The 19,378-nt window shown below is 65.8% G+C and carries 20 protein-coding genes; 14 read left to right on the top strand and 6 right to left on the bottom strand.

The features are described 5' to 3' along the window. Positions 1 to 12 precede the first annotated feature (12 nt). The 7 genes from AU192_RS13900 to AU192_RS13870 are packed head-to-tail and all read left to right on the top strand — an operon-like array spanning position 13 to position 8,691. The gene (locus AU192_RS13900) at positions 13 to 870 is read left to right on the top strand and encodes an MlaE family ABC transporter permease (RefSeq protein ID WP_064397019.1); all 858 of its coding nucleotides are present in this window, start codon (positions 13 to 15) and stop codon (positions 868 to 870) included. Positions 871 to 878: 8 nt separating this feature from the next. Next, the gene (locus AU192_RS13895) at positions 879 to 2,075 is read left to right on the top strand and encodes an MCE family protein (protein ID WP_064397017.1); all 1,197 of its coding nucleotides are present in this window, start codon (positions 879 to 881) and stop codon (positions 2,073 to 2,075) included. Next, a complete protein-coding gene (locus AU192_RS13890) occupies positions 2,072 to 3,097 on the top strand; it encodes an MCE family protein (protein WP_064397015.1) in 1,026 nt (341 codons plus the stop codon). Before AU192_RS13895 ends, AU192_RS13890 begins: the two co-directional genes overlap by 4 nt. Further along, a complete protein-coding gene (locus tag AU192_RS13885) occupies positions 3,098 to 4,207 on the top strand; it encodes an MCE family protein (RefSeq protein ID WP_064397013.1) in 1,110 nt (369 codons plus the stop codon). Beyond that, on the top strand, positions 4,191 to 5,672 hold the full coding sequence (locus AU192_RS13880; protein WP_064397011.1) for an MCE family protein: 1,482 nt from the start codon (positions 4,191 to 4,193) through the stop codon (positions 5,670 to 5,672). The genes AU192_RS13885 and AU192_RS13880 overlap by 17 nt, the downstream gene beginning before the upstream one ends. Then, positions 5,669 to 7,000 carry an MCE family protein gene (locus AU192_RS13875; RefSeq protein ID WP_064397009.1) on the top strand — a complete coding sequence of 444 codons (1,332 nt, stop codon included), beginning with the start codon at positions 5,669 to 5,671 and terminating at the stop codon, positions 6,998 to 7,000. Before AU192_RS13880 ends, AU192_RS13875 begins: the two co-directional genes overlap by 4 nt. Next, positions 7,000 to 8,691, top strand: a complete 1,692-nt coding sequence (locus AU192_RS13870; RefSeq protein ID WP_064397007.1) for an MCE family protein — start codon at positions 7,000 to 7,002, stop codon at positions 8,689 to 8,691. The genes AU192_RS13875 and AU192_RS13870 overlap by 1 nt, the downstream gene beginning before the upstream one ends. Positions 8,692 to 8,705: 14 nt before the next feature. Here the strand turns inward: AU192_RS13870 and AU192_RS13865 are convergent, their stop codons facing one another. Beyond that, the gene (locus AU192_RS13865) at positions 8,706 to 9,245 is read right to left on the bottom strand and encodes an Rv2253/PknI dimerization domain-containing protein (protein WP_064397006.1); all 540 of its coding nucleotides are present in this window, start codon (positions 9,243 to 9,245) and stop codon (positions 8,706 to 8,708) included. A 78-nt stretch (positions 9,246 to 9,323) separates the two neighbouring features. Between AU192_RS13865 and AU192_RS13860 the strand changes: the two genes are divergently transcribed. Next, entirely contained in the window at positions 9,324 to 9,731 is a 408-nt protein-coding gene (locus AU192_RS13860) for a hypothetical protein (RefSeq protein ID WP_064397004.1), read from the top strand. 87 nt (positions 9,732 to 9,818) lie between these two features. On the opposite strand, the gene AU192_RS13855 is transcribed toward AU192_RS13860, so the two are convergent. Further along, positions 9,819 to 11,114, bottom strand: a complete 1,296-nt coding sequence (locus AU192_RS13855; protein WP_064397002.1) for a cytochrome P450 — start codon at positions 11,112 to 11,114, stop codon at positions 9,819 to 9,821. A 181-nt stretch (positions 11,115 to 11,295) separates the two neighbouring features. On the opposite strand from AU192_RS13855, the gene AU192_RS13850 reads away from it, so the two are divergent. Beyond that, positions 11,296 to 11,904, top strand: coding sequence for a TetR family transcriptional regulator (locus AU192_RS13850; RefSeq protein WP_064396999.1), 609 nt, complete (start codon positions 11,296 to 11,298; stop codon positions 11,902 to 11,904). A gap of 37 nt (positions 11,905 to 11,941) precedes the next feature. Here AU192_RS13850 and AU192_RS13845 read toward each other — a convergent pair whose 3' ends face one another. Genes AU192_RS13845 through AU192_RS13835 form a run of 3 tightly spaced genes read right to left on the bottom strand, consistent with a single transcriptional unit; the run spans position 11,942 to position 14,037 of the window. After that, the gene (locus tag AU192_RS13845) at positions 11,942 to 12,400 is read right to left on the bottom strand and encodes a chalcone isomerase family protein (RefSeq protein WP_064396996.1); all 459 of its coding nucleotides are present in this window, start codon (positions 12,398 to 12,400) and stop codon (positions 11,942 to 11,944) included. Between the two features lie 52 nt (positions 12,401 to 12,452). Continuing rightward, on the bottom strand, positions 12,453 to 13,598 hold the full coding sequence (locus AU192_RS13840; protein ID WP_064396994.1) for a thiolase family protein: 1,146 nt from the start codon (positions 13,596 to 13,598) through the stop codon (positions 12,453 to 12,455). A 16-nt stretch (positions 13,599 to 13,614) separates the two neighbouring features. Then, the gene (locus AU192_RS13835) at positions 13,615 to 14,037 is read right to left on the bottom strand and encodes a Zn-ribbon domain-containing OB-fold protein (protein ID WP_064396991.1); all 423 of its coding nucleotides are present in this window, start codon (positions 14,035 to 14,037) and stop codon (positions 13,615 to 13,617) included. Positions 14,038 to 14,121: 84 nt separating this feature from the next. Between AU192_RS13835 and AU192_RS13830 the strand changes: the two genes are divergently transcribed. The 4 genes from AU192_RS13830 to AU192_RS13815 are packed head-to-tail and all read left to right on the top strand — an operon-like array spanning position 14,122 to position 16,892. Beyond that, the gene (locus AU192_RS13830; RefSeq protein WP_064396989.1) at positions 14,122 to 14,541 is read left to right on the top strand and encodes a nuclear transport factor 2 family protein; all 420 of its coding nucleotides are present in this window, start codon (positions 14,122 to 14,124) and stop codon (positions 14,539 to 14,541) included. Then, on the top strand, positions 14,538 to 15,341 hold the full coding sequence (locus tag AU192_RS13825; protein ID WP_064396987.1) for an SDR family NAD(P)-dependent oxidoreductase: 804 nt from the start codon (positions 14,538 to 14,540) through the stop codon (positions 15,339 to 15,341). Before AU192_RS13830 ends, AU192_RS13825 begins: the two co-directional genes overlap by 4 nt. Before the next feature lies 1 nt (position 15,342). Next, entirely contained in the window at positions 15,343 to 16,365 is a 1,023-nt protein-coding gene (locus AU192_RS13820; RefSeq protein ID WP_207544941.1) for a zinc-binding dehydrogenase, read from the top strand. Further along, positions 16,362 to 16,892, top strand: coding sequence for a VOC family protein (locus AU192_RS13815; protein ID WP_064396985.1), 531 nt, complete (start codon positions 16,362 to 16,364; stop codon positions 16,890 to 16,892). Before AU192_RS13820 ends, AU192_RS13815 begins: the two co-directional genes overlap by 4 nt. 90 nt (positions 16,893 to 16,982) lie before the next feature. On the opposite strand, the gene AU192_RS13810 is transcribed toward AU192_RS13815, so the two are convergent. After that, on the bottom strand, positions 16,983 to 17,699 hold the full coding sequence (locus AU192_RS13810) for an enoyl-CoA hydratase/isomerase family protein (protein ID WP_064396984.1): 717 nt from the start codon (positions 17,697 to 17,699) through the stop codon (positions 16,983 to 16,985). 90 nt (positions 17,700 to 17,789) lie between these two features. On the opposite strand from AU192_RS13810, the gene AU192_RS13805 reads away from it, so the two are divergent. Next, complete coding sequence (locus AU192_RS13805) at positions 17,790 to 19,370, top strand: AMP-binding protein (RefSeq protein ID WP_064396981.1); 1,581 nt, start codon at positions 17,790 to 17,792, stop codon at positions 19,368 to 19,370. The last annotated feature ends 8 nt before the right edge of the window (positions 19,371 to 19,378 follow it).

The following is a 19,378-nucleotide window of genomic DNA, read 5'->3' as shown; positions in this document are numbered from 1 at the left end:
CGGGAGCTATCGATGGGAACCGTACAAGTTCTGCGCAGCACCTATCCGCGCCTGACTCGGGGGGCTCGCAAGCCGGTCGACTTTTTGGGTCGCATCGGCGATCACATGCTGTTCTACCTGCGGGCGCTGGCGGGAGTGCCGCATGCATCGGTGCACTTCCGCAAGGAGATCGTGCGGTTGATCGCCGAGATCTCCATGGGCGCCGGGACATTGGCGATGATCGGCGGCACGGTGGCCATTGTCGGCTTCCTGACGCTGGCTGCGGGCGGCACCCTGGCGGTGCAGGGGTATTCGTCGTTGGGCGACATCGGTATCGAGGCGCTGACCGGGTTCCTGGCCGCGTTCATCAACGTGCGCATCGCCGCACCGACGGTGGCCGGGATCGGGCTGGCGGCCACGTTCGGCGCCGGGGTGACGGCACAGTTGGGCGCGATGCGCATCAACGAGGAGATCGACGCACTCGAGTCGATGGCGATCCGGCCGATCGAGTATCTGGTGTCCACGCGGCTGATCGCGGGGATGGTGGCGATCACCCCGCTGTACTCGATCGCGGTGATCCTGTCGTTCGTTGCCAGCCAATTCACCACCGTGGTGTTGTTCGGCCAGTCCGGCGGGCTGTATGACCACTACTTCGACACCTTCCTCAATCCGATCGACTTGTTGTGGTCATTCCTGCAGGCGGTGCTGATGGCCATCACCATCCTGTTGGTACACACCTACTTCGGATACTTCGCCTCCGGTGGCCCCTCGGGTGTGGGCGTCGCGGTCGGTAACGCGGTGCGCACCTCGCTGGTGATCGTCGTGTCGGTCACCCTGCTGGTATCCCTGGCCGTCTACGGTTCCAACGGCAACTTCAACCTGTCGGGATAGAGGCGCCGGTGAAAAGCAGTGTGGTACGTCCCCTGACAGGGTTGGCCCTGATCGTCACGATCGTTCTGATCGTCGCATTGGCGGTTGCCCTGTTTCAGGGCAGTTTCACCAAAACCGTTCCCGTGACGGTGATCTCGGAGCGGGCCGGCCTGGTGATGAACAACGACGCCGAAGTGAAGATGCGGGGCGTCGACGTCGGCAAAGTCGAGTCGATCGAGACCCGCCCGGACGGCACGGCAGCGCTACACCTGGCGATGGATCCGGCGCAGATGCACCTCATCCCGTCGAACGTCGATGTCGACATCGCGTCGACGACGGTGTTCGGCGCGAAGTTCGTTCAGTTGAAGCCGCCGGAGAATCCCTCGGCCGAAAAATTGCGTCCGGGTCAGGTCATTCAAAGTGGCAGCGTCACTGTCGAAATCAACACCGTGTTCCAACAGCTGGTCAACGTGCTCGACAAGATCGACCCTGCGAAGCTGAACCAGACGCTGGGTGCGATCGCGACAGCATTCAACGGCCGAGGGGAGCAGTTCGGCCAGACGTTGGTCGATTTCAACGAGCTGCTGGCCAAGATCGAGCCGAGCCTGCCTAATCTGGAAGCCAGCATCGAGGCCTCGGTACCGACGTTCAACGCTTACGCCGACGCGACGTCGGATCTGATGTCGACGATCCGTAGCACCACATCGGTGAGCAACTCCATCGTCGACCAGGAGCAGAATCTCGATACATTCCTCGTCAGCGCAATCGGGCTGGCAGACATCGGCAACGAGGTGATCGGCGGAAACCGTGAGGCGCTCGGCGATGTGCTGGAAAATCTGGTCCCCACCGCCGAGTTGCTCAACCTCTACAAGAAGTCCCTGTGGTGTGGCATCGGCGGCTTGGTGCCCTTCGCGAAGTCGGCGCCGCAGTTCTCGGGCGTCATGGTCAGCGCGGGACTCACGCTCGGCGTCGAGCGGTACCGCTATCCAGGGGATCTGCCCAAGGTCGCCGCCAAGAGCGGCGGCCGCGACTACTGTAAGGAACTCGGCCTGCCCGAGTTGCCGCCGGAGTTCGTACCCCCGGCGCTCGTCGGGGACGTGGGCGCCAACCCAGCGCAGTACGGAAACGCCGGAATCCTGCTGAATTCCGAGGGGCTGAAGAACTGGTTGTTCGGGCCACTCGACGGGCCGCCGCGCAATACCGCACAGATCGGAATGCCGGGATGACGGGATCAACGGGCACACTCATCAAGTTCGCCGTCTTCGGGGTCGTGATGACGGTCCTGACGGCGTTCCTGTTCTTGATTTTCAGTGACTCCAGAGGCGGTGACACCGAGGGGTACAGAGCGGTCTTCACCGATGCCTCCCGGCTCAAGACGGGCGATACCGTCCGAATCGCGGGCATCCGGGTCGGCACCGTGCAGAGCGTGTCGCTGCAGCCGGACCGAAATGTCCTCGTCGAGTTCGACGCGGACAAGAGCACCAAGCTGACCACCGGGACACGGGCCGCCGTCCGGTATCTCAATCTCACCGGGGACCGTTACCTGGAGCTGCTCGACACCCCGGATTCCACCCGAATCCTGCCTGCCGGTGCCACAATCCCCGTCGACCGGACTGCGCCGGCACTCGACCTCGACCTTCTGCTCGGAGGGCTCAAGCCGGTGATCGAAGGTCTGAACCCGGAGGACGTGAACGGGTTGACCTCATCGCTGATCCAGATCCTGCAGGGTCAGGGCGGCACGTTGGAGTCGCTGCTGTCGAAGTCGTCGTCGTTCACCAACTCGCTGGCCGACAACAATCAGGTGATCGAGCAGTTGATCGATGATCTGCGAACGGTGCTCGACACATTGTCCAAAGACGGCGAGGAGTTCTCCGGCGCCATCGACCGGCTGGACAAGCTGGTCGAAGGGCTGTCCGCCGATCGCGATCCCATCGGCGAGGCCATCGAGCAACTGGACAACGGCACATCGTCGCTGGCGGATCTGCTCGGGCGTGCCCGCCCGCCGCTGGACCACACGGTCAACGAGTTGCACCGGCTGGCTCCGCTGGTCGGCAACGACCTTCCGCGCTTGGACGCGACTTTGCAGCGTCTTCCCGAGATCTACCGCAAGCTCGCACGCGTCGGGTCGTATGGCGCCTTCTTCCCGTACTACATCTGCGGCGTCACGTTCCGCGCCAGCGACCTGGAAGGCCGCACCGTGGTGTTCCCCTGGATCAAGCAAGAAACGGGAAGGTGCGTTGAAGAGTAGATGGATAAGTACCGCGGCTCCCATCTGATCAGGGCCGGCGTCATCGGCGTCGTGCTGATGATCCTTGTGATCACCGTCGGGTTGCAGCCCGAGCGGTTGTTGTCGTACGCCACCGGGCTGCGATACCAGGCGCTGTTCACCGAAGCCGGTGGCCTTGCGGGCGGTAACGACGTCACGCTGTCCGGGATCAAGGTCGGCTCGGTCTCGTCGGTCGAACTCGTCAACGGCGATGTCCTGGTCGGGTTCACGGTTCAGAGCAAATACGCGCTGGGCTCCGAAACCACCGCGCACATCCGCACTGGGACGCTGCTCGGAGAGCGAGTTCTGGCGCTCGAGTCAGAGGGCAGCGGAACGCTCGATCGCAGCCAGACCATTCCGACCACACGAACATCGTCCCCGTACTCGTTGACCGACGCGGTCAGTGATCTCACCACCAACACCGCGGCCACCAACACCGACACGCTGAACCAGTCGCTGGACACGCTGGCCGCGACGCTCGATCAGGTTGCGCCGCAACTCGGTCCGACATTCGACGGACTGTCCCGGCTGTCGCAGTCGCTCAACAACCGCAACCAGAGCCTCGCCGATTTGCTGAGGACCGCCGGCGATGTCACCGGAATCTTCGCCGAACGCAGCAAGCAGGTGAACTCGCTGATCCTCAACGCCAATGACCTGCTGGCTGTGCTCAACGAACGTCGGCATGCGATCGTCAGCCTGCTCAACGCCACCTCAGCGGTTTCGCAGGAGCTCACCGGCGTGGTTGCCGAAAACGAGCAGGAGCTCGCGCCCACGCTCAACAAGCTCAACGAGGTGGTGGCGGTGCTGGAGAAGAACCGAGACAACCTGGCCAAGATGCTGCCAGGAGCGGCGAAATACTATCTGACGCAAGGCGAAATCGTGTCCAACGGTGCCTACTACAACGCGTTGGTTCCCAACATGATCCCACTACCGGGGCAGCTACTGCAGCCGTTCATGGACTACGCCTTCGGGTTCCGTCGCGGCATGGACGCGGGCCAGCCGCCGGACAACGCCGGACCGCGGGCGGAACTACCGTTCCCCGTCAACGCCATTCCTCAGCCAGGAGATCTTCCCGATGATGGCACCCCGTAAGCGACTGGTGGCCGCCACGGCGGTCCTGCTGGCCATCGGACTGGTTGCCGGCGCAGCGTTCCTCGTGCGTCAGGTGTTCTTCGGGCCGAGGACCATCACGGCCTACTTCCCGACCGCGACGGCCATCTATCCGGGTGACGACGTGCGCGTGTCCGGAGTGCAGGTGGGCACGATCGAATCCATCACGCCTGAAGGCACCCAGACCAAGATGGTCCTCAAGGTGGACAGCGGTGTGCCTATTCCGGCCGACGCCAAGGCGGTCGTCGTCGCCCAGAACCTGATCGCGGCCCGCTATGTCCAGCTCACGCCTGCATACCGCAACGGCGACGGACCCAAGATGCAAGACGGCGCGGTGATCCCCATGGAGCGCACCGCCGTTCCCGTCGAGTGGGACGAGGTCAAGACGCAATTGATGAGGCTGGCAACGGAACTGGGGCCGGACACCGGGGTGTCGGGCACGTCGATCTCCCGGTTCATCGACAGTGCCGCGAACGCTATGGGGGGCAACGGCGACAAGCTCCGGCAGACGCTGGCCCAGTTGTCGGGCGCGGCGAGGATCTTTGCCGAAGGCAGCGGCAACATCGTCGACATCATGAAGAACCTGCAGATTTTCGTCGGTGCGCTGCGCGACAGCAAGCAGCAGATCGTGATGTTCGAGAACCGGTTGGCCACCCTCACCAGCGTCCTGAACGACAACAGGTCCGACCTCGACGCGGCGCTGACCGACCTATCGGTGGCGCTCGGGGAGGTACAGCGGTACGTGGCCGGCATCCGAAACCAGACCTCCGAGCAGTTCCAGCGCCTGGCCAACGTCACCCAGGTTTTGGTCGACCACAAGCTGGCTTTCGAAAACGTCCTGCACATCACGCCGAATGCGATCGCCAACTTCGCGAATATCTACTATCCCAACGGCGGTGCGGTGACCGGCGCTTTCTCGCTCGTGAATTTCAGCAATCCGGTTCTGTTCATCTGCAGCATGATCGGTGCCGTCGCGAACGTGACCGCCCCCGAGACCGCAAAGCTGTGCGCGCAGTACCTCGGTCCGGCGCTGCGCCTGCTCAACGTCAACAACATCCCGTTGCCGATCAACGCCTACCTGCGGCCCGCGATCAACCCGGACCGGTTGATCTACACCGACCCGAAGCTCGCGCCGGGGGGTGCGGGGCCGGGAGATCCGCCCGAGCCCTTCCCGGACGTGTCCGCCTACCTCGGCAACGGCGACGTCCCCCCGCCGCCGGGGTGGAATGCGCCGCCTGGTCCGCCGGGGCTGTATACGCCGGACAATGACGCACCGGCGACACCGTCGCCGCCGTTGTTCCCGGGCGCGCCGATCCCCGGACCTCCGCGGGTGTTGAGCAACATCCCTGCGGGCCCTACGACGGTGGAAGGCATGCTGCTGCCGCCGACTCCCGCGCCTCCCGGCCCGCCGCCGGGACCACCCTTGCCTGCGGAGGCCCCGCGATGATCAGCAGGAGCAATGTGAAGCGATTGACGATCGCCGGGGCGTGCGTTGCGCTGACAGTGACCGGCTGCTCATTCCAAGGTCTGAACTCGCTGCCGCTGCCCGGCGCGGTGGGACGCGGACCCGACTCGGTGACCTACCGGGTCGAGGTCGCGAATGTGGCCACGCTGGAATCCAATTCACCGGTTCTCATCAACGACGTTGTCGTCGGCAGCGTCGGCGAGATGACGGTGGAGGACTGGCACGCCAACGTGCAGATCTCGATCAAACCCGATGTGGCGGTGCCCGCAAACGCCGTGGCAACGGTCGGGCAGACCAGCCTGCTCGGCTCGATGCACCTGGCGCTCAATCCGCCACTGGGCGAGGAGCCGAGGGGTCGGCTGCAACCCGGCGCGACGATCCCGTTGGCTGACTCGTCGACATATCCGTCCACTGAGCGGACGCTGTCCGCATTGTCCACTATCGCAAACGGGGGCGGGCTCGGGCAGATCGGCGACATCATCTCCAACTTCAACGTCGCGTTGAACGGGCGGGAACCTCAGATTCGCGAATTGCTCACTCGACTCGACAATTTCGTCGGAGTGCTCGACCGCCAGCGCGACAACATCATCGCCTCGATTCAGCAGTTGAATCGCGTCGCGGGTACGTTTGCCTCGCAGCGCGACGTGCTCGACCGGGCGCTCAAGGAGATCCCACCGGCGCTCGATGTGCTGATCCGCGAGCGGCCGCGGCTGACCACCGCGTTGCAGAAGCTGGGACAATTCAGCGACACCGCCGATCAGTTGGTCGACGACGCCGGTGACGACCTGGTGAAGGACATCGAGAATCTGGGTCCGGTGTTCGGTGCACTCGCCGACATCGGGCCGGATCTGAACCTTGCGCTGTTGTGGGCCACCGCGTTTCCATACGGGCCGACATTCGCCGATCGCATCACCCGGGGCGACTACATCAACCTGTTCGCCAGCTTCGACCTCACCTATCCGCGTCTGAAGAAGACGCTGCTGCTCGGGACGCGGTGGGGCGACGAGAATGCCAAACTCATTCCGGCACCCGGCGACCCGTACTACATGAATTACTCCTACAGCCCGATGGCGCTCGGCGTCGCGCCCCCCCCGCAGGGGCTGCCGCCAGCACCCGGGACGCCGCCCGGTCCGGCATTGCCACCGGTAAGCGAACCGCTGCTGCCGGTCGCGCCCCCGCCGCCGGCGGCGCCATGGCTCCCTCAGACCCAGGCGATCACGTCGTCGCAGATATTCGCGGGACCCTACGGGCCGTCGCCGTCACCGGCACCTGTTCCGCCGGCTGAACCGACACCGGGAGGCGGTGGCTGATGCTGACTCGCTTTGTCCGAAATCAGTTGATCATCTTCACGATTGCGTCGATTCTCGGTGTCACCGTGATGATCTTCACCTACATGCAACTGCCCACACTGCTCGGTATCGGCCGCCTGAAGGTCACGCTCGAGCTACCCGCCGCGGGCGGTCTCTATCGCTTCAGCAACGTGACCTACCGCGGGGTGCAGATCGGCGAGGTGACGTCGGTGACGTTGACGGAGAACGGTGCTGAGGCACACTTGTCACTCGACACCTCACCGAAGATCCCAGCAGACCTGCAGGCCGAGGTGCGCAGCGTTTCCGCTGTCGGTGAGCAGTACGTGGATTTGCGGCCCCGCACCGATTCGGGTCCGTATCTCGAGAGCGGACAACGCATTCCGGCCTCGCGGGCCACGCTTCCGCAGGAGGTGGGTCCGATGCTGGACCGGCTGAGCGCGCTGGTGGACAGCATCCCCGGCGACCGGATCGCCGACCTGCTCGACGAATCGTTCAAGGCGTTCAACGGAGCCGGTCCGGACTTCCAGTCCCTGCTCGACTCGGCCTCCAAGGTGACCGATGAGGCCAGCGCCGTCTCCGACCAGACCCGCGGCTTGATCGACGACAGCAGGCCGCTGCTGGAATCGCAGGCCGAGACCACCGAGGAGATCCGTACCTGGGCGCGGAGCCTGGCCGGCGTCACCGGCCAGCTGGAACAGAATGATCCGGAGATCCGCACCATACTGCAGCAGGGGCCCGGTTTCGCGCAGGAAGTGTCGGCGCTCCTCAACGACGTGAAGCCCACGCTGCCGATTCTGCTGGCGAACCTCACCACCGTCACGCAGGTCCTGCTCACCTACAACCCGGCCCTCGAGCAGTTGCTGGTCATCTTCCCGGGCATCATCGCCGCCCAGCAGTCGTTCGGCCTCCCGGGCAACAATCCCACCGGCTTGCCGAGCGGCGATTTCGCGCTCACCATCAGCGACCCGCCGTCATGCACTGTGGGATTCCTCCCGCCGTCGCAGTGGCGCTCCCCGGAGGACCAGACCACCATCGACACGCCTGACGGGTTGTACTGCAAGCTGCCGCAGGATTCACCGATCAGCGTGCGTGGAGCCCGCAACTACCCCTGCATCGAACATCCCGGCAAGCGGGCGCCGACGGTCGAGCTCTGCAACGACCCAAGGGGTTTTGTTCCGCTCGCCATGCGCCAGCACACGTTGGGGCCGAACCCGATCGACCCGAACCTCATCTCTCAGGGTGTCCCGCCCGACGACAGGGTCGACTTCGAGGAGCGGATCTACGCGCCGGTACAAGGTACGCCGCTGCCGCCGGGCGCGGTCCCAGCTGGAGCGCCACCCGGTCCATCGGCACCGGACTCCCCACCGTTCCCGGCGCCGGACGTGTTGTCACCGCAGCCGACGCCTACGGGAGCCCCGCCGGCACCGGTCGCGCCCCCGCCACCTCCGGCACCCATTGCACCCCCGCCGCCGGGCAACTCGCTCAACGGGGCGCCGCTTCCGCCGGCGCCGGGAGCCGTTCCCGCAGCGCCGGCCGCTCATGCCGCCGAGGCGTCAGCGGATGGCCCATCGGTGGCGGTGGCGACATACGACCCCGGGACGGGGAAATATCTCAGTCCGGACGGCTTCCTGCAGCAGGAGACACTGCCCGGCAAGGGCCCGAGGTCCTGGAAAGACCTCTTGCCGACCTGACCGCGCTCGGGCGGTCAGGACAGCTTCTGCATCTTCACCGGCATCTCAACGGAGGTGGTCTGATTCCTGCCACAAGCGCCGCTTGCCGTCTTTGTCATGTCGCGGCCGGCCAGAAAGGTGGTGTTCTTCGTGAGGCGTTCGTTCCGCGCGGGATCGAACCCCCACAACATGAACTTCTGGTGCCCCGGGGCGAATGTCCCATTGGGGCAGGGCATCCAATTCGGAATGTCGCGATCGACGTACCAGAAGTCGTCGAGCCGAATGGGGGCGGTCCAGCCGCGGTCGCTGCTCACCGTTCCGGTGCATTCGATCGGACTCACGCAATCTGTGCTGACAGTCCAGGTTTGGACCACGGTCACATCGTCGCGGAAGACGTCAGCGCCACCGGCGCCATGCGGGCCGATACTCTTCTTCGCCCATTCGCCGTCCGACATCACCAGGTAGGTGCCATTCAACGCGACACCAAAATCATCGGCATGTGCCGGTGTTGCGGTCCCCACGCTCGCCGCGAAAGCGATCGCCGCCACACCCGCGGCCCAATCAGCACTACGCATGCGGAAAGCCTATCGCGCATAGCAGCTCTGCTCTCTAATAGGGAGAATTTCGTTCCGCCGATATGTGAGAATGACTGAATGCGGTCCCCCGTCGCAGTGTTAGCTGCCCTGCTGTCGTTCGCGGCGCTCACAGCGGCCCCGCCGGCCGCCGCTCAGCCGCCGCTGCCACCGCTACCCCCGCCGGGCGCCGAGTGCAATCACCCCAACTGCACGCCAGGCATCAGGCCGGGCGTCATCCTCGGGTCGTACTGCAACAACACGACCTACTATGCCTTCGGCGTCACAGAATGGGGCCGATTGGTGTTCTGCGGTTCGCCGCGGCGGTACGAGCCGCGCTGGTTCCGGTCACCCGAAATGCACGGCGTGAAGAACGAATTCGACCTGTGCCCGCTGCACGTGGGCGAGGTGGCTCAAGCGCCAGATGGACTGTTCCTCACCTGCGTAGCCAAGGACGGCCGCGCGTATTGGGAGCGCGGCGACCTGTAGGGGCGGTCTCCCCGTCGACACTGCACGCAGATCGCCGAAACTGCGAATTATGTGATCCCTTTGCAGTTTCGGCGACCGTGGCGACACTCAGCCGATCGGCTTGAACTCGATGTTGATCTCGGTGAGTCCGCGAAGGATGAACGTCGGCTCGTACACGTAGCGGCGGGCGTCGATCGGTCCGTGCTTCTCCTCGTTGACCGTGATGTCGCCCAACCGGTCGAGGAGGCGTTCGATCGAGACGCGCCCCTCGACACGGGCCAGCGGTGCACCAGGGCACGAATGGATACCGCGGCTGAACGCGATGTGCTCGCGCACGTTCTTGCGGTCCAACTGGAACTCCTGTGGATCGTCGAACCGCTTGGGATCGCGGTTGGCCGCACCCGGGCTCACCATCACCGTGGTGCCCGCGGGCACGGGGGTGTCGCCGAGAGTCGTTGTCTTACGGGCCATCCTGAACACGCTCTTGACCGGGCTGTCCATCCGCAGGCACTCCTCGATGAACACCGGGATCAGGCTGCGGTCGTCGCGCAACTGCTGCTGGATGTCGGGCCGGTCGGACAGCACCCGCATCGCCGCGCCCAGCAGCTTCGCGGTCGTCTCCTGGCCGGCGGCGAACAGGAAGGTCGCCGTACGCACCACATCGATGACCTCGGGCGTGGAGCCGTCCGGATACTTGGCGGTGGCAATTGAGGTGAGCACGTCGTCGCGCGGGTTCTCACGGCGTTCCTCGATGTAGCGCGAGAACTTCTCGTCCGCCCACTCAAGAGGATTGGTGGCGATCACCTCGTGGTCGAGCCCGCCGATGTTCGATCCGGGGCGCTGGGCGCCGAACGACTCACGGAAGTCCTCGTGGTCCTCTTCGGGAACGCCGAGCAGGTCGGCAACCACCAACAGCGAGAACGGTTTCGCGTACGCGGCGAGGAATTCGCACTTGCCGTCGGCGATGAACTCGTCGATGTGGCGGTCGGCCAGCCGCCACATGAAGTCCTCGTTCTCCTTGAGGCGCTTGGGAGTCAGCAGACGGGCCAGGATCGAACGCGCATCCGTGTGCTGCGGCGGGTCCATCGTGACCATGTGCTCGAACATCGGAATCTCGGTGCGGTGCTTCTCGAGTTGTTCGCAGATGTCGTCACCCTCGGGCGTGAACGGCATCGGTGTGAACGGACCCATGACCGCGACACAGGACGAGAAATTCTCGCTGTCCTTATAGACGGCGTTGGCCGCTTCCCAACCCGTGACGGCGAGCACGCCGTTGTTGATCGGACAACAGACGGGATCCTTCGAGCGGATGTGGTCGTAGTACGGGTGCGGGTCGGGGACGAGGGAGGGATCGGTGAAGTAGTCAACCGAATCGAAATCAGTGGTCCCGGAATCAGTGGTCATATGTGGAAGCCCTCCAGGGGTCGACGCTGGCCCGCGTGATGGTGAGCGGACGCTGCCGCTCTTGAATCTGGCTGAATATGCTGAGCACTTGCTTAGCATGGGGTTAAGGTCGTGGTCAAGATCGGACGTCGGGGCGCCACTACGATCGGCGTGTCGGAAGGGCGGGAAGAGAAGTGATCGGATGACTGGCGGTTCTGGGCCGACGCGACGGATTGGGGCGCCGGACGCGAAAAACCGTGGCGTACTGCTGGATGCTGCCGAGGAACTGCTGCTCGAGGAGGGCTACGCGGCGGTCACATCGCGACGCGTCGCCGATAAGGCGGGTCTGAAACCCCAGCTGGTGCATTACTACTTCCGGACCATGGAAGACCTGTTCCTGGCCGTCTTCCGGCGCATGGCCGAGGCGGGTCTGAAGGCGCTCACCGAAGCCCTCGCCTCGCCCCAGCCACTGTGGGCGCTGTGGCGGTTCAGCACGCAGCCGGAGGCCACCCGCCTCACGATGGAGTTCATGGGCCTGGCCAATCACCGCAAGGCGCTACGGGCCGAGATCATCTACTACGCCGAACGCTTCCGTGAGGAGCAGAACAGAGCCATCGCGGCCGTACTCGAGGGCTACGGCGCGCAGGCGCAAGAAGTTCCGCCGGTGGTGTGGACGGTATTCGCAACGAGCGTGTCCCAGGCCCTGGTGGTGGAGCGGGCGCTCGGCATGACCACCGGGCATGCGGAGACATTCGCGTTCTGCGAGAACTGGATTCGCCGGCTGGAAGGCGAACCGCTCACGACGGGGTAGAACGAGGCGCGGCGCGCTCACCAGCTCCAGCGGGCGCTCACCAGCTCCGAATGGAGCAGAGCGCGCCCTTCGGGCCTTGATGCGTCTTCACTACTACTCCGTCGACGGCGAGGACGCAGTGGATATTGGGTTTCGCCTCGCCGGGTCCGCTGGTCGCCGTGACCATCGCCCAGTCATCGGGGTTGGCCAGCTGTACGTCCAGGTTCCACTGCTGGTCCGGGCCGATCTGCGCCTCGACCTTGGGGCTGAACTGGTACGGGTTGTGGCTGTAGGCGGCCCAGTTCGGCGGATCGACGTCGCGGTAGTAGATGTCGACGTAGAACGGTTGCTCGGAGAACACCGAGTACTTGACGTTGTGCAGTACCGGCGGTGGGGGATCCTGCGCCACCGCGGGCGCACTGACCGACAGCACACCACCGGCAGTCACCACGATTGCCGCGAGGAAAGCCGGCAAAGAGGTTCGGGCCGGGCGACGGGCGCTGCGCGCGAAGATCATTTCCGGATCTTAAAACGATGTTCGCGGGCCAGGTCGCGAATCGCGAACCGCATCAGACCGACAGGATTGTCGCCGAAGCGGTGCCGGGAGCGCCGTACACCTGAGCCAGGCCGACTTTGGGCTCGCCGGGCACCTGACGGTCGCCGGCCTCGCCGCGCAACTGCCGGACCAGTTCGTGCACCTGTCGCAGCCCGGAGGCCCCGATCGGTTCGCCGTTGGCGATGAGACCGCCGTCGGTGTTGATCGGTATCGACCCGTGGATCTCGGTGGCGCCGTCGGCCAGTAGCTTCTCCTGCTCACCGTCGGCGCACAGGCCTGTCTCCGCCATGTGGATGACCTCGGCTCCGGCGTCGGTGTCCTGAAGCTGCGCGACGTCGACGTCCTCCGGCCCCAATCCCGCCGCCTCATACGCCGCCCTGGCGGCATACACGGTCGGCGAGGAATCCTCGTCGAGCGGCGCCGACGTCGCGTGCACCTCGTAGGCGCCGAAGCGGCGGGTGCGAATCTCGGTGGCGCGCACGTAGACCGGCTTCTTGGTGAAGCGATGCGCGATGTCGCCGCGGCACATGATCACCGCCGCGGCGCCCTCGTCGGGCGCGCAGAACATGTATTGCGTCAGCGGATAGTTCAGCACCGTCGAGTTGAGAATCTCCTCCACGGGGATCGGCTTGCGCCGGAACGCGTTCGGGTTCAGGGCACCGTTGCGGAAGTTCTTGGCCGCCACCTTCGCCAGAGTGGCCTGGGAGATGCCGTGCTTGTGGATGTAATGGTTGGCCTTCATCCCGAAGAACTTGGTGGTGACGAACTGGCCGTTCTCGGCATACCACTGCGGCAGTGCCAGTTTCGCCGGGTCGTCGGTGAACGCACCGCGCGGGTGCTTGTCCAGTCCGATCGCGATCCCGATGTCGTACTTGCCGAGCCGGATGGTGTCCGCGGTCTGCTGGATCGCACTGGCGGCGGTGGCACACGCGTTGAAGACGTTGGTGAACGTGATGCCCGTCAACCCGACGAGCCGGGTCACCGCGTCGGGGTTGGACACCTCGTAGCTGCCGCCGAAGCCGAACTGGATGTCCTTCCAGTCCACGCCGGCGTCGGTGAGTGCGGACTGGATCGCCTCGGCGCCCATCTCCATCGCGGTCTTCGGGAATCGGCCGAACGGGTGCAAACCCACGCCGATGATCGCCACGTCGTTTGTCATCTCGGTGCTCCTGTGTCTAGACGGGCTTGAAGGCGAAGGTGACGACCTCGTTGCCGTCGTCGTCGGTGGTGAACGGCACCATCGTCAGCTCGACCTCCATGCCGAACTCGAGCTTGGCGGGGTCGTTCTCGGTGAGGCGGCCCTCAACGCGGATGACGTCCTCGAGTTGGACCAACCCGACGCCGAACGGCACGAAGTCGTTGCCCGTGGGGCCCTTGTACGGCGCGCCGGGCGGGAATTCCTGCGTCGTCCAGGCGACCAGCGTGCCTCGCCGGGGCAGCTTGAGCTCGGACATGTCGCCGGCGCTGCACTTCGGGCAGCGCTGCTGAACCGGGAAGGCGGTGGCGCCGCATGCGCCGCAGCGGCTGCCAATCAGCTGCGGATTGTCATCGGGCCAGGTCGAGATTTCGGGCGCGAGCGCCACTTGCTGTGTCGGCACGCGCCGACGATAACCGGAAATGACGTTCTCGTCTAGAGAGAACCAGGGTCGTCAAGCGGTCGACTCGCTGCTAGCCTCCCGGATGTGGACGCCGACAAAGCGCAGATCGCCGAGGTCTTGATTCGTTACGCGACCGGAATCGACTTCAAAGACTGGAGGCTGTTCCGCACGTGCTGGGCCGACGAGGTCGACATCGATTACGGCGACCTGGGCACGTTCACCGACGCCGACGCCTTCACCACGCTGATGGAGCAGATCCACGGCGGCATGGGGCAGACGTATCACCGCATCTCCAACATCGTCGTCGACGTGAGCGCCGACCGGGCGACGGCGCGGTCCTACGTGCATGCCGTGCTGAAGGCCGTGCCGGACGACGACGGAAGCTGGATCGACGCGCTCGGCCACTACGACGACGAGCTCGCCCGAACTGCGGACGGATGGCGGATCGTCAAGCGCACCACCAACATCGCGCGGGTGATGAGCGCGGCCGGCGTGGCGCAGTGAGCACCGGGTTCGCCACGCGGTACGGCCAGTGGGCCGTTATCGCGGGGGCGTCGGAGGGCATCGGCGCCGAGATGGCGGACCAATTGGCCTCGCGCGGGCTCAATCTCGTCGTGATCGCGCGCAACGGCGCTCTGCTCGACCAGGTCGCCGCCGCGGCGCGGGATCGGCACGGCGTGCAGGTGCACGTACTTGTGCAGGACTTGACCGCCCCCGACATCGTCGCCAAGGTGGCTACCGCCACGGAGGGTCTCGAGGTGGGGCTGGTCGTCTACAACGCCGGCGCCTCCGATCGCACGACGACGTTTCTGGAGAACGACCTCGACTACTCGCTCAAGCAGGTCGCGCTCGACTGCATCGGGCCGATGGCGCTGGCCCGTCACTTCGGACCCGCGATGGTCGAGCGCGGACGCGGCGGCGTCGTGATCGTCGCGTCGCTGGCCTGTCTGGCCGGGTCGGCGACGCTCGCGGTGTACTCCGCGGTGAAGGCGTTCCAACACACGTTCGCCGAGGGACTGTGGGCGGAGCTTCGTCCCCACGGCGTGGACGTCTGCTGCACGCCGCTCGGCATGACCTACACCCCGGCGCTGGCCCGGATGGGTGTCGAATACGACCCGGAGACGCAGATGCGCTCGGAGGACGTCGCCGCCGAGATCATCGCGAACATCGGCAACGGCCCCACCTACGTCGTCGGTGAGAACAACCGCGCCATGGCATCGCAGGTGTGGACCGTCGACCGGCGCACGCTGGTCGAGATGATCAGCGCCGCCTCAACCGATTTCGCTAGCAAGAGGAAGGGCTGAGATGCGCGCGGTGGTGCTGCGCGACGGAAAGCTCGACGTCCGCGAAACGGCCGATCCGCACCCCGGCCCCGGTGAGCTGCTGATCAGACCGCTGGCGGCGGCGATCTGCGCTTCGGACGTGCACTACATGGACCATCCGAACTCCTCGCCCCGGTTCGGATGGGATCCGGACCGCGACACCGTGATGGGCCACGAGTTCGTCGGCGAAGTGGTCGGCCACGGGCCGGACTGCTCGGGTGACTTTCCGGTGGGCGCGCGGGTCACGAGCATGCCGATCCTGATCCGCGCGGGTCAGGAGCCACTTGTGATCGGCCATCATCCCGACGCCCACGGTGCGTTCGGCGAACTGATGGTGGTGTCGGAGATGATGTCGCGGCGCGTGCCCGATGCGGCGCCGAACGATGCTGTCGCGCTCGTGGACGCGTTCGCCGTGGGGGAGTACTACGTGCGGTGCTCGGGTGTGGGGTCGGACGACCTTCAGCTGGTCATCGGCGCGGGCGCCATCGGCCTGTCGACCGTCGCCGCGCTGAAGGCGCGCGGCGTCGCCCCGATCGTGGTGTCGGACTACAGCGACGATCGTCTGCGCTACGCCGCCGAGTTCGGCGCCGACGTACTCGTCAACCCGGCGCAGCGCGACCCCTACGAGGTATGGCGGGAAACGTTTCGCGCCAACGGATTCCAGAGCACGCAGGTGATCTTCGAGTGCGTGGGCGCCAAGGGCTTGATGCAGACCATCGTCGACTCATGCGAGTTCCTGGCGCGTGTACATGCCGCGGGCGGCTGGTACGACGCGGGCACCATCGACTGCACCGCTGCCACGCACAAGGGCATGACGATCCAGTTCGGCGGTGGACCTCACCCGCAGGACTGGTACGGCACGCTCGACGCGGTCGTCGACGGGCGCCTCGATCCGTCGCCGAGCATCGGGGCGACGATCGGCCTCGACGAGGTGCCCGACGCCATCGATCAGGTGCGCAGGGGTGCGGGCCCGCCGCGCATCGTCGTCCATCCCGGGGCGTCATGACGATCCTGCCTGGCCATATCCGCCAGGTCGGCTATGTCGTCACCGATATCGACCGGGCGATCGCGAGCTGGCTCGAGCTCGGGGTCGGGCCCTGGTTCGTCATGCGGAATCTGACGCTGAGCGCCCGCTACCGCGGCGAGCCGTGCGAGATCACCCAGTCGCTGGCGCTGGCCAACAGCGGCGATATGCAGATGGAGCTGATCCAACAGCACAGTGAGGGCCCCAGCGTTTTCAGCGAGTTCCTCGACGCTCACGGCGAGGGCTTCCACCAGTTCGCTTACTGGGCAAGCGATTTCGATGCCACCATGGAGGCCCTCGAGGCGGCCGGATGGCCGGTCGTGTGGTCGGGCGGCGAGGATGTCGGCACCCGCTTCGCCTACGTCGAACCGCCGGGCGGCCCCGGCCACATCGCACAGATCATCGAGATCATGGAACTCACCGAGATCACCAGCGGTATGGCGGCGTTCGTCCGCGACGCCGCCGCGAACTGGGACGGCAGCGACCCGATTCGGGTACTGGGCGGGTAGCTCTCCTCGGGCGCGAAATGGCATTCCAGCAGCGAAAGATCGAGTACGGGCCTGCTGGAACGCAATTTCGCGGAGGTGGGCGCGCAGAAGTTACTTGGCGCGGTTCATCGCCTTGTCGGCGGCGGCCCAGTGCTCGTCGGAGACCCACAACCGCGCGAACGCGTCGACGGCCTCGTCGGTCGAGGCGCCCTTCATCACGCGCTTGATCTCGCCGGCCGGCCGGTGGGCCAGCTTGCGAGCGATCGCGCGCCAGTCGTCGTCGAACGAGTCCCGCGCCAGCACCTGATCGACCAGGCCGACGCGTTCGGCCTCCTCGGCCGAGAGGATGGTGCCGGTGCCTGCCAGCAGCAGCGCCTTGCTGTAACCGACGATGTCGACCAACCGCTCGGCGCCGCCCCAGGCGGGCATGATCTCCAGCGCCACCTGGTTGAAGCCGATCCTGATGTCGGAGGCGGCCAGCCGGATGTCGGTCGAGACCGCGAACTCGGCACCGCCGCCGAGCGCATGGCCGTTGAGCACGGCGATGGTGACGCCGGGGAAGGACGCGATGCGATCACACACCCCGCGCATCCGCCTGGCCATGGCCGCCGCGTCGGCCTCGGTGCGCAGCGCGGCCAGCTGTTTGAGGTCACCGCCGGACACGAACGCCCGGTCGCCTGCGCCCTTGACCACGAGCGCGGTCGCGCCTTCGGCTCCGTCGAGCGCGGCGTCGAGCTGCTCCATGGTCTCCGGCGCGATCGCGTTGCGCGCCTGCGGCCGGTCGATGGTGACGACCGCCAAGCCGTCCTCCAACTCGAGGTCTACCATCGATCGTTCTCCATTTGCGATATTGGCATTCTCGGTTTGAGAGAATAGCATCGCGTCGAGTCGGAGCAGCCGCCTGAGTGTGGGGAGTCCATGCGCAAAATTCCGGTCGAGCTGACCAAACGCTACGAAGAGGAAGGCTGGTGGACTCCGGACACGCTCGGTGAGCTGTTGGCCCGCCACCTGGCCGCCCACCCGGACACCGGCTTCTGCGTGCACTCCGATGTGCGCCCGTACACAGGCACATTCGCCGACGTGGAACTGCGGGCCCGTCGCCTCGCGGCCGGCCTGCACAAGCGCGGGGTCGGGCCCGGAGACGTGGTCGCGCTGCAGTTGCCCAACTGGATGGAGGCCGCGGTCGCGTTCTGGGCGTCCACCTTCCTGGGTGCGGTCGTGGTGCCGATCGTGCACTTCTACGGTCGCAAGGAACTCGCCCACATCCTGTCCACCGCGCGGCCGAAGGTCTTCATCACCGCACGCGAATTCGGCCGGATGACATTTGCGCCCGACCTGGCCGCCGACGTCCCGATCGTGGCGCTGGTGGGCGACGACGAGCCCTTGCGCGAGGAGCGTGTCTGCAGTTTGGACGAGCTCCTCGACGACGACCCGATGACGGGCACACTGGCCACCGATCCGGCGGGCCCTGCGCTGATCGCATTCACCTCGGGGACGACCAGCAACCCGAAAGGCGTTGTCCACAGCCATCAGACGCTGGGCTTCGAAACCCGTCAGCTGCTCGAGAACTATCCCAAGGACCGCGGCCGCCAGTTGACCGCGACGCCGATCGGTCACTTCATCGGCATGGTCGGTGCGTTTCTGATCCCGGTGCTCGAGGGCGCCCCGATCGATCTGTGCGACGTGTGGGATCCCGGCAAGGTGCTCAAACTCATGGAGACCGAGGGGATGTCGGTCGGCGGCGGGCCGCCGTACTTCGTCACCAGCCTGCTCGACCACCCGGACTGCACCGACGCGCACCGCTCCCGGTTCACCACCGTCGGCCTCGGCGGGTCGACCGTTCTCGCGGCGGTGACGCGCCGGCTCGCCGACATGGGGTTCTTCGTGTTCCGTTCCTACGGCAGCACCGAGCATCCGTCCATCACGGGCTCGCGGCCCAGCGCGCCGGAGGACAAACGGCTCTACACCGACGGCGACCCGCGCCCCGGCGTGGAGATCAAGCTCACCGAGGACGGTGAAATCCTCTCGCGCGGCCCGGATTTGTGCCTGGGCTACACCGACGACGAGATGACCGAGCGGGCGTTCGACGACGACGGTTGGTACCACACCGGCGACGTCGGAGTGCTCGACGAGGACGGCTACCTCACCATCACCGACCGCAAGGCTGACGTGATCATCCGTGGGGGAGAGAACATTTCCGCGCTCGAAGTCGAGGAGGTGCTGCTCGGTATGCCCGGTGTGGCCGAAGCCGTCGTGGTCGCCGCGCCCGACGACCGGCTCGGTGAGCGGACGGCAGCGGTGCTGCGCATCCGGCCGGGCAGCAGCATGCCGTCGCTCGAAGAGGTACGCGACCACTTCAAGCACGCGGGTGTCGCGGTCCAGAAGTGGCCCGAGGAACTGCACGAGGTGCCCGAGGGCGAGGACTATCCGCGCACGGCTAGCGGAAAGGTTCAGAAGTTCGTCCTGCGGGAGCAGGTGCGAGCCAAAGCGCGGGGGTAACTCAGTCG

It is taken from the genome of Mycobacterium lehmannii, from assembly GCF_001499925.1.
Taxonomy (GTDB): Bacteria; Actinomycetota; Actinomycetes; order Mycobacteriales; family Mycobacteriaceae; genus Mycobacterium; species Mycobacterium lehmannii.
The sequence above is the reverse complement of the archived record's forward strand: the minus strand, read 5'-3'. Positions and strand labels throughout refer to the sequence as shown.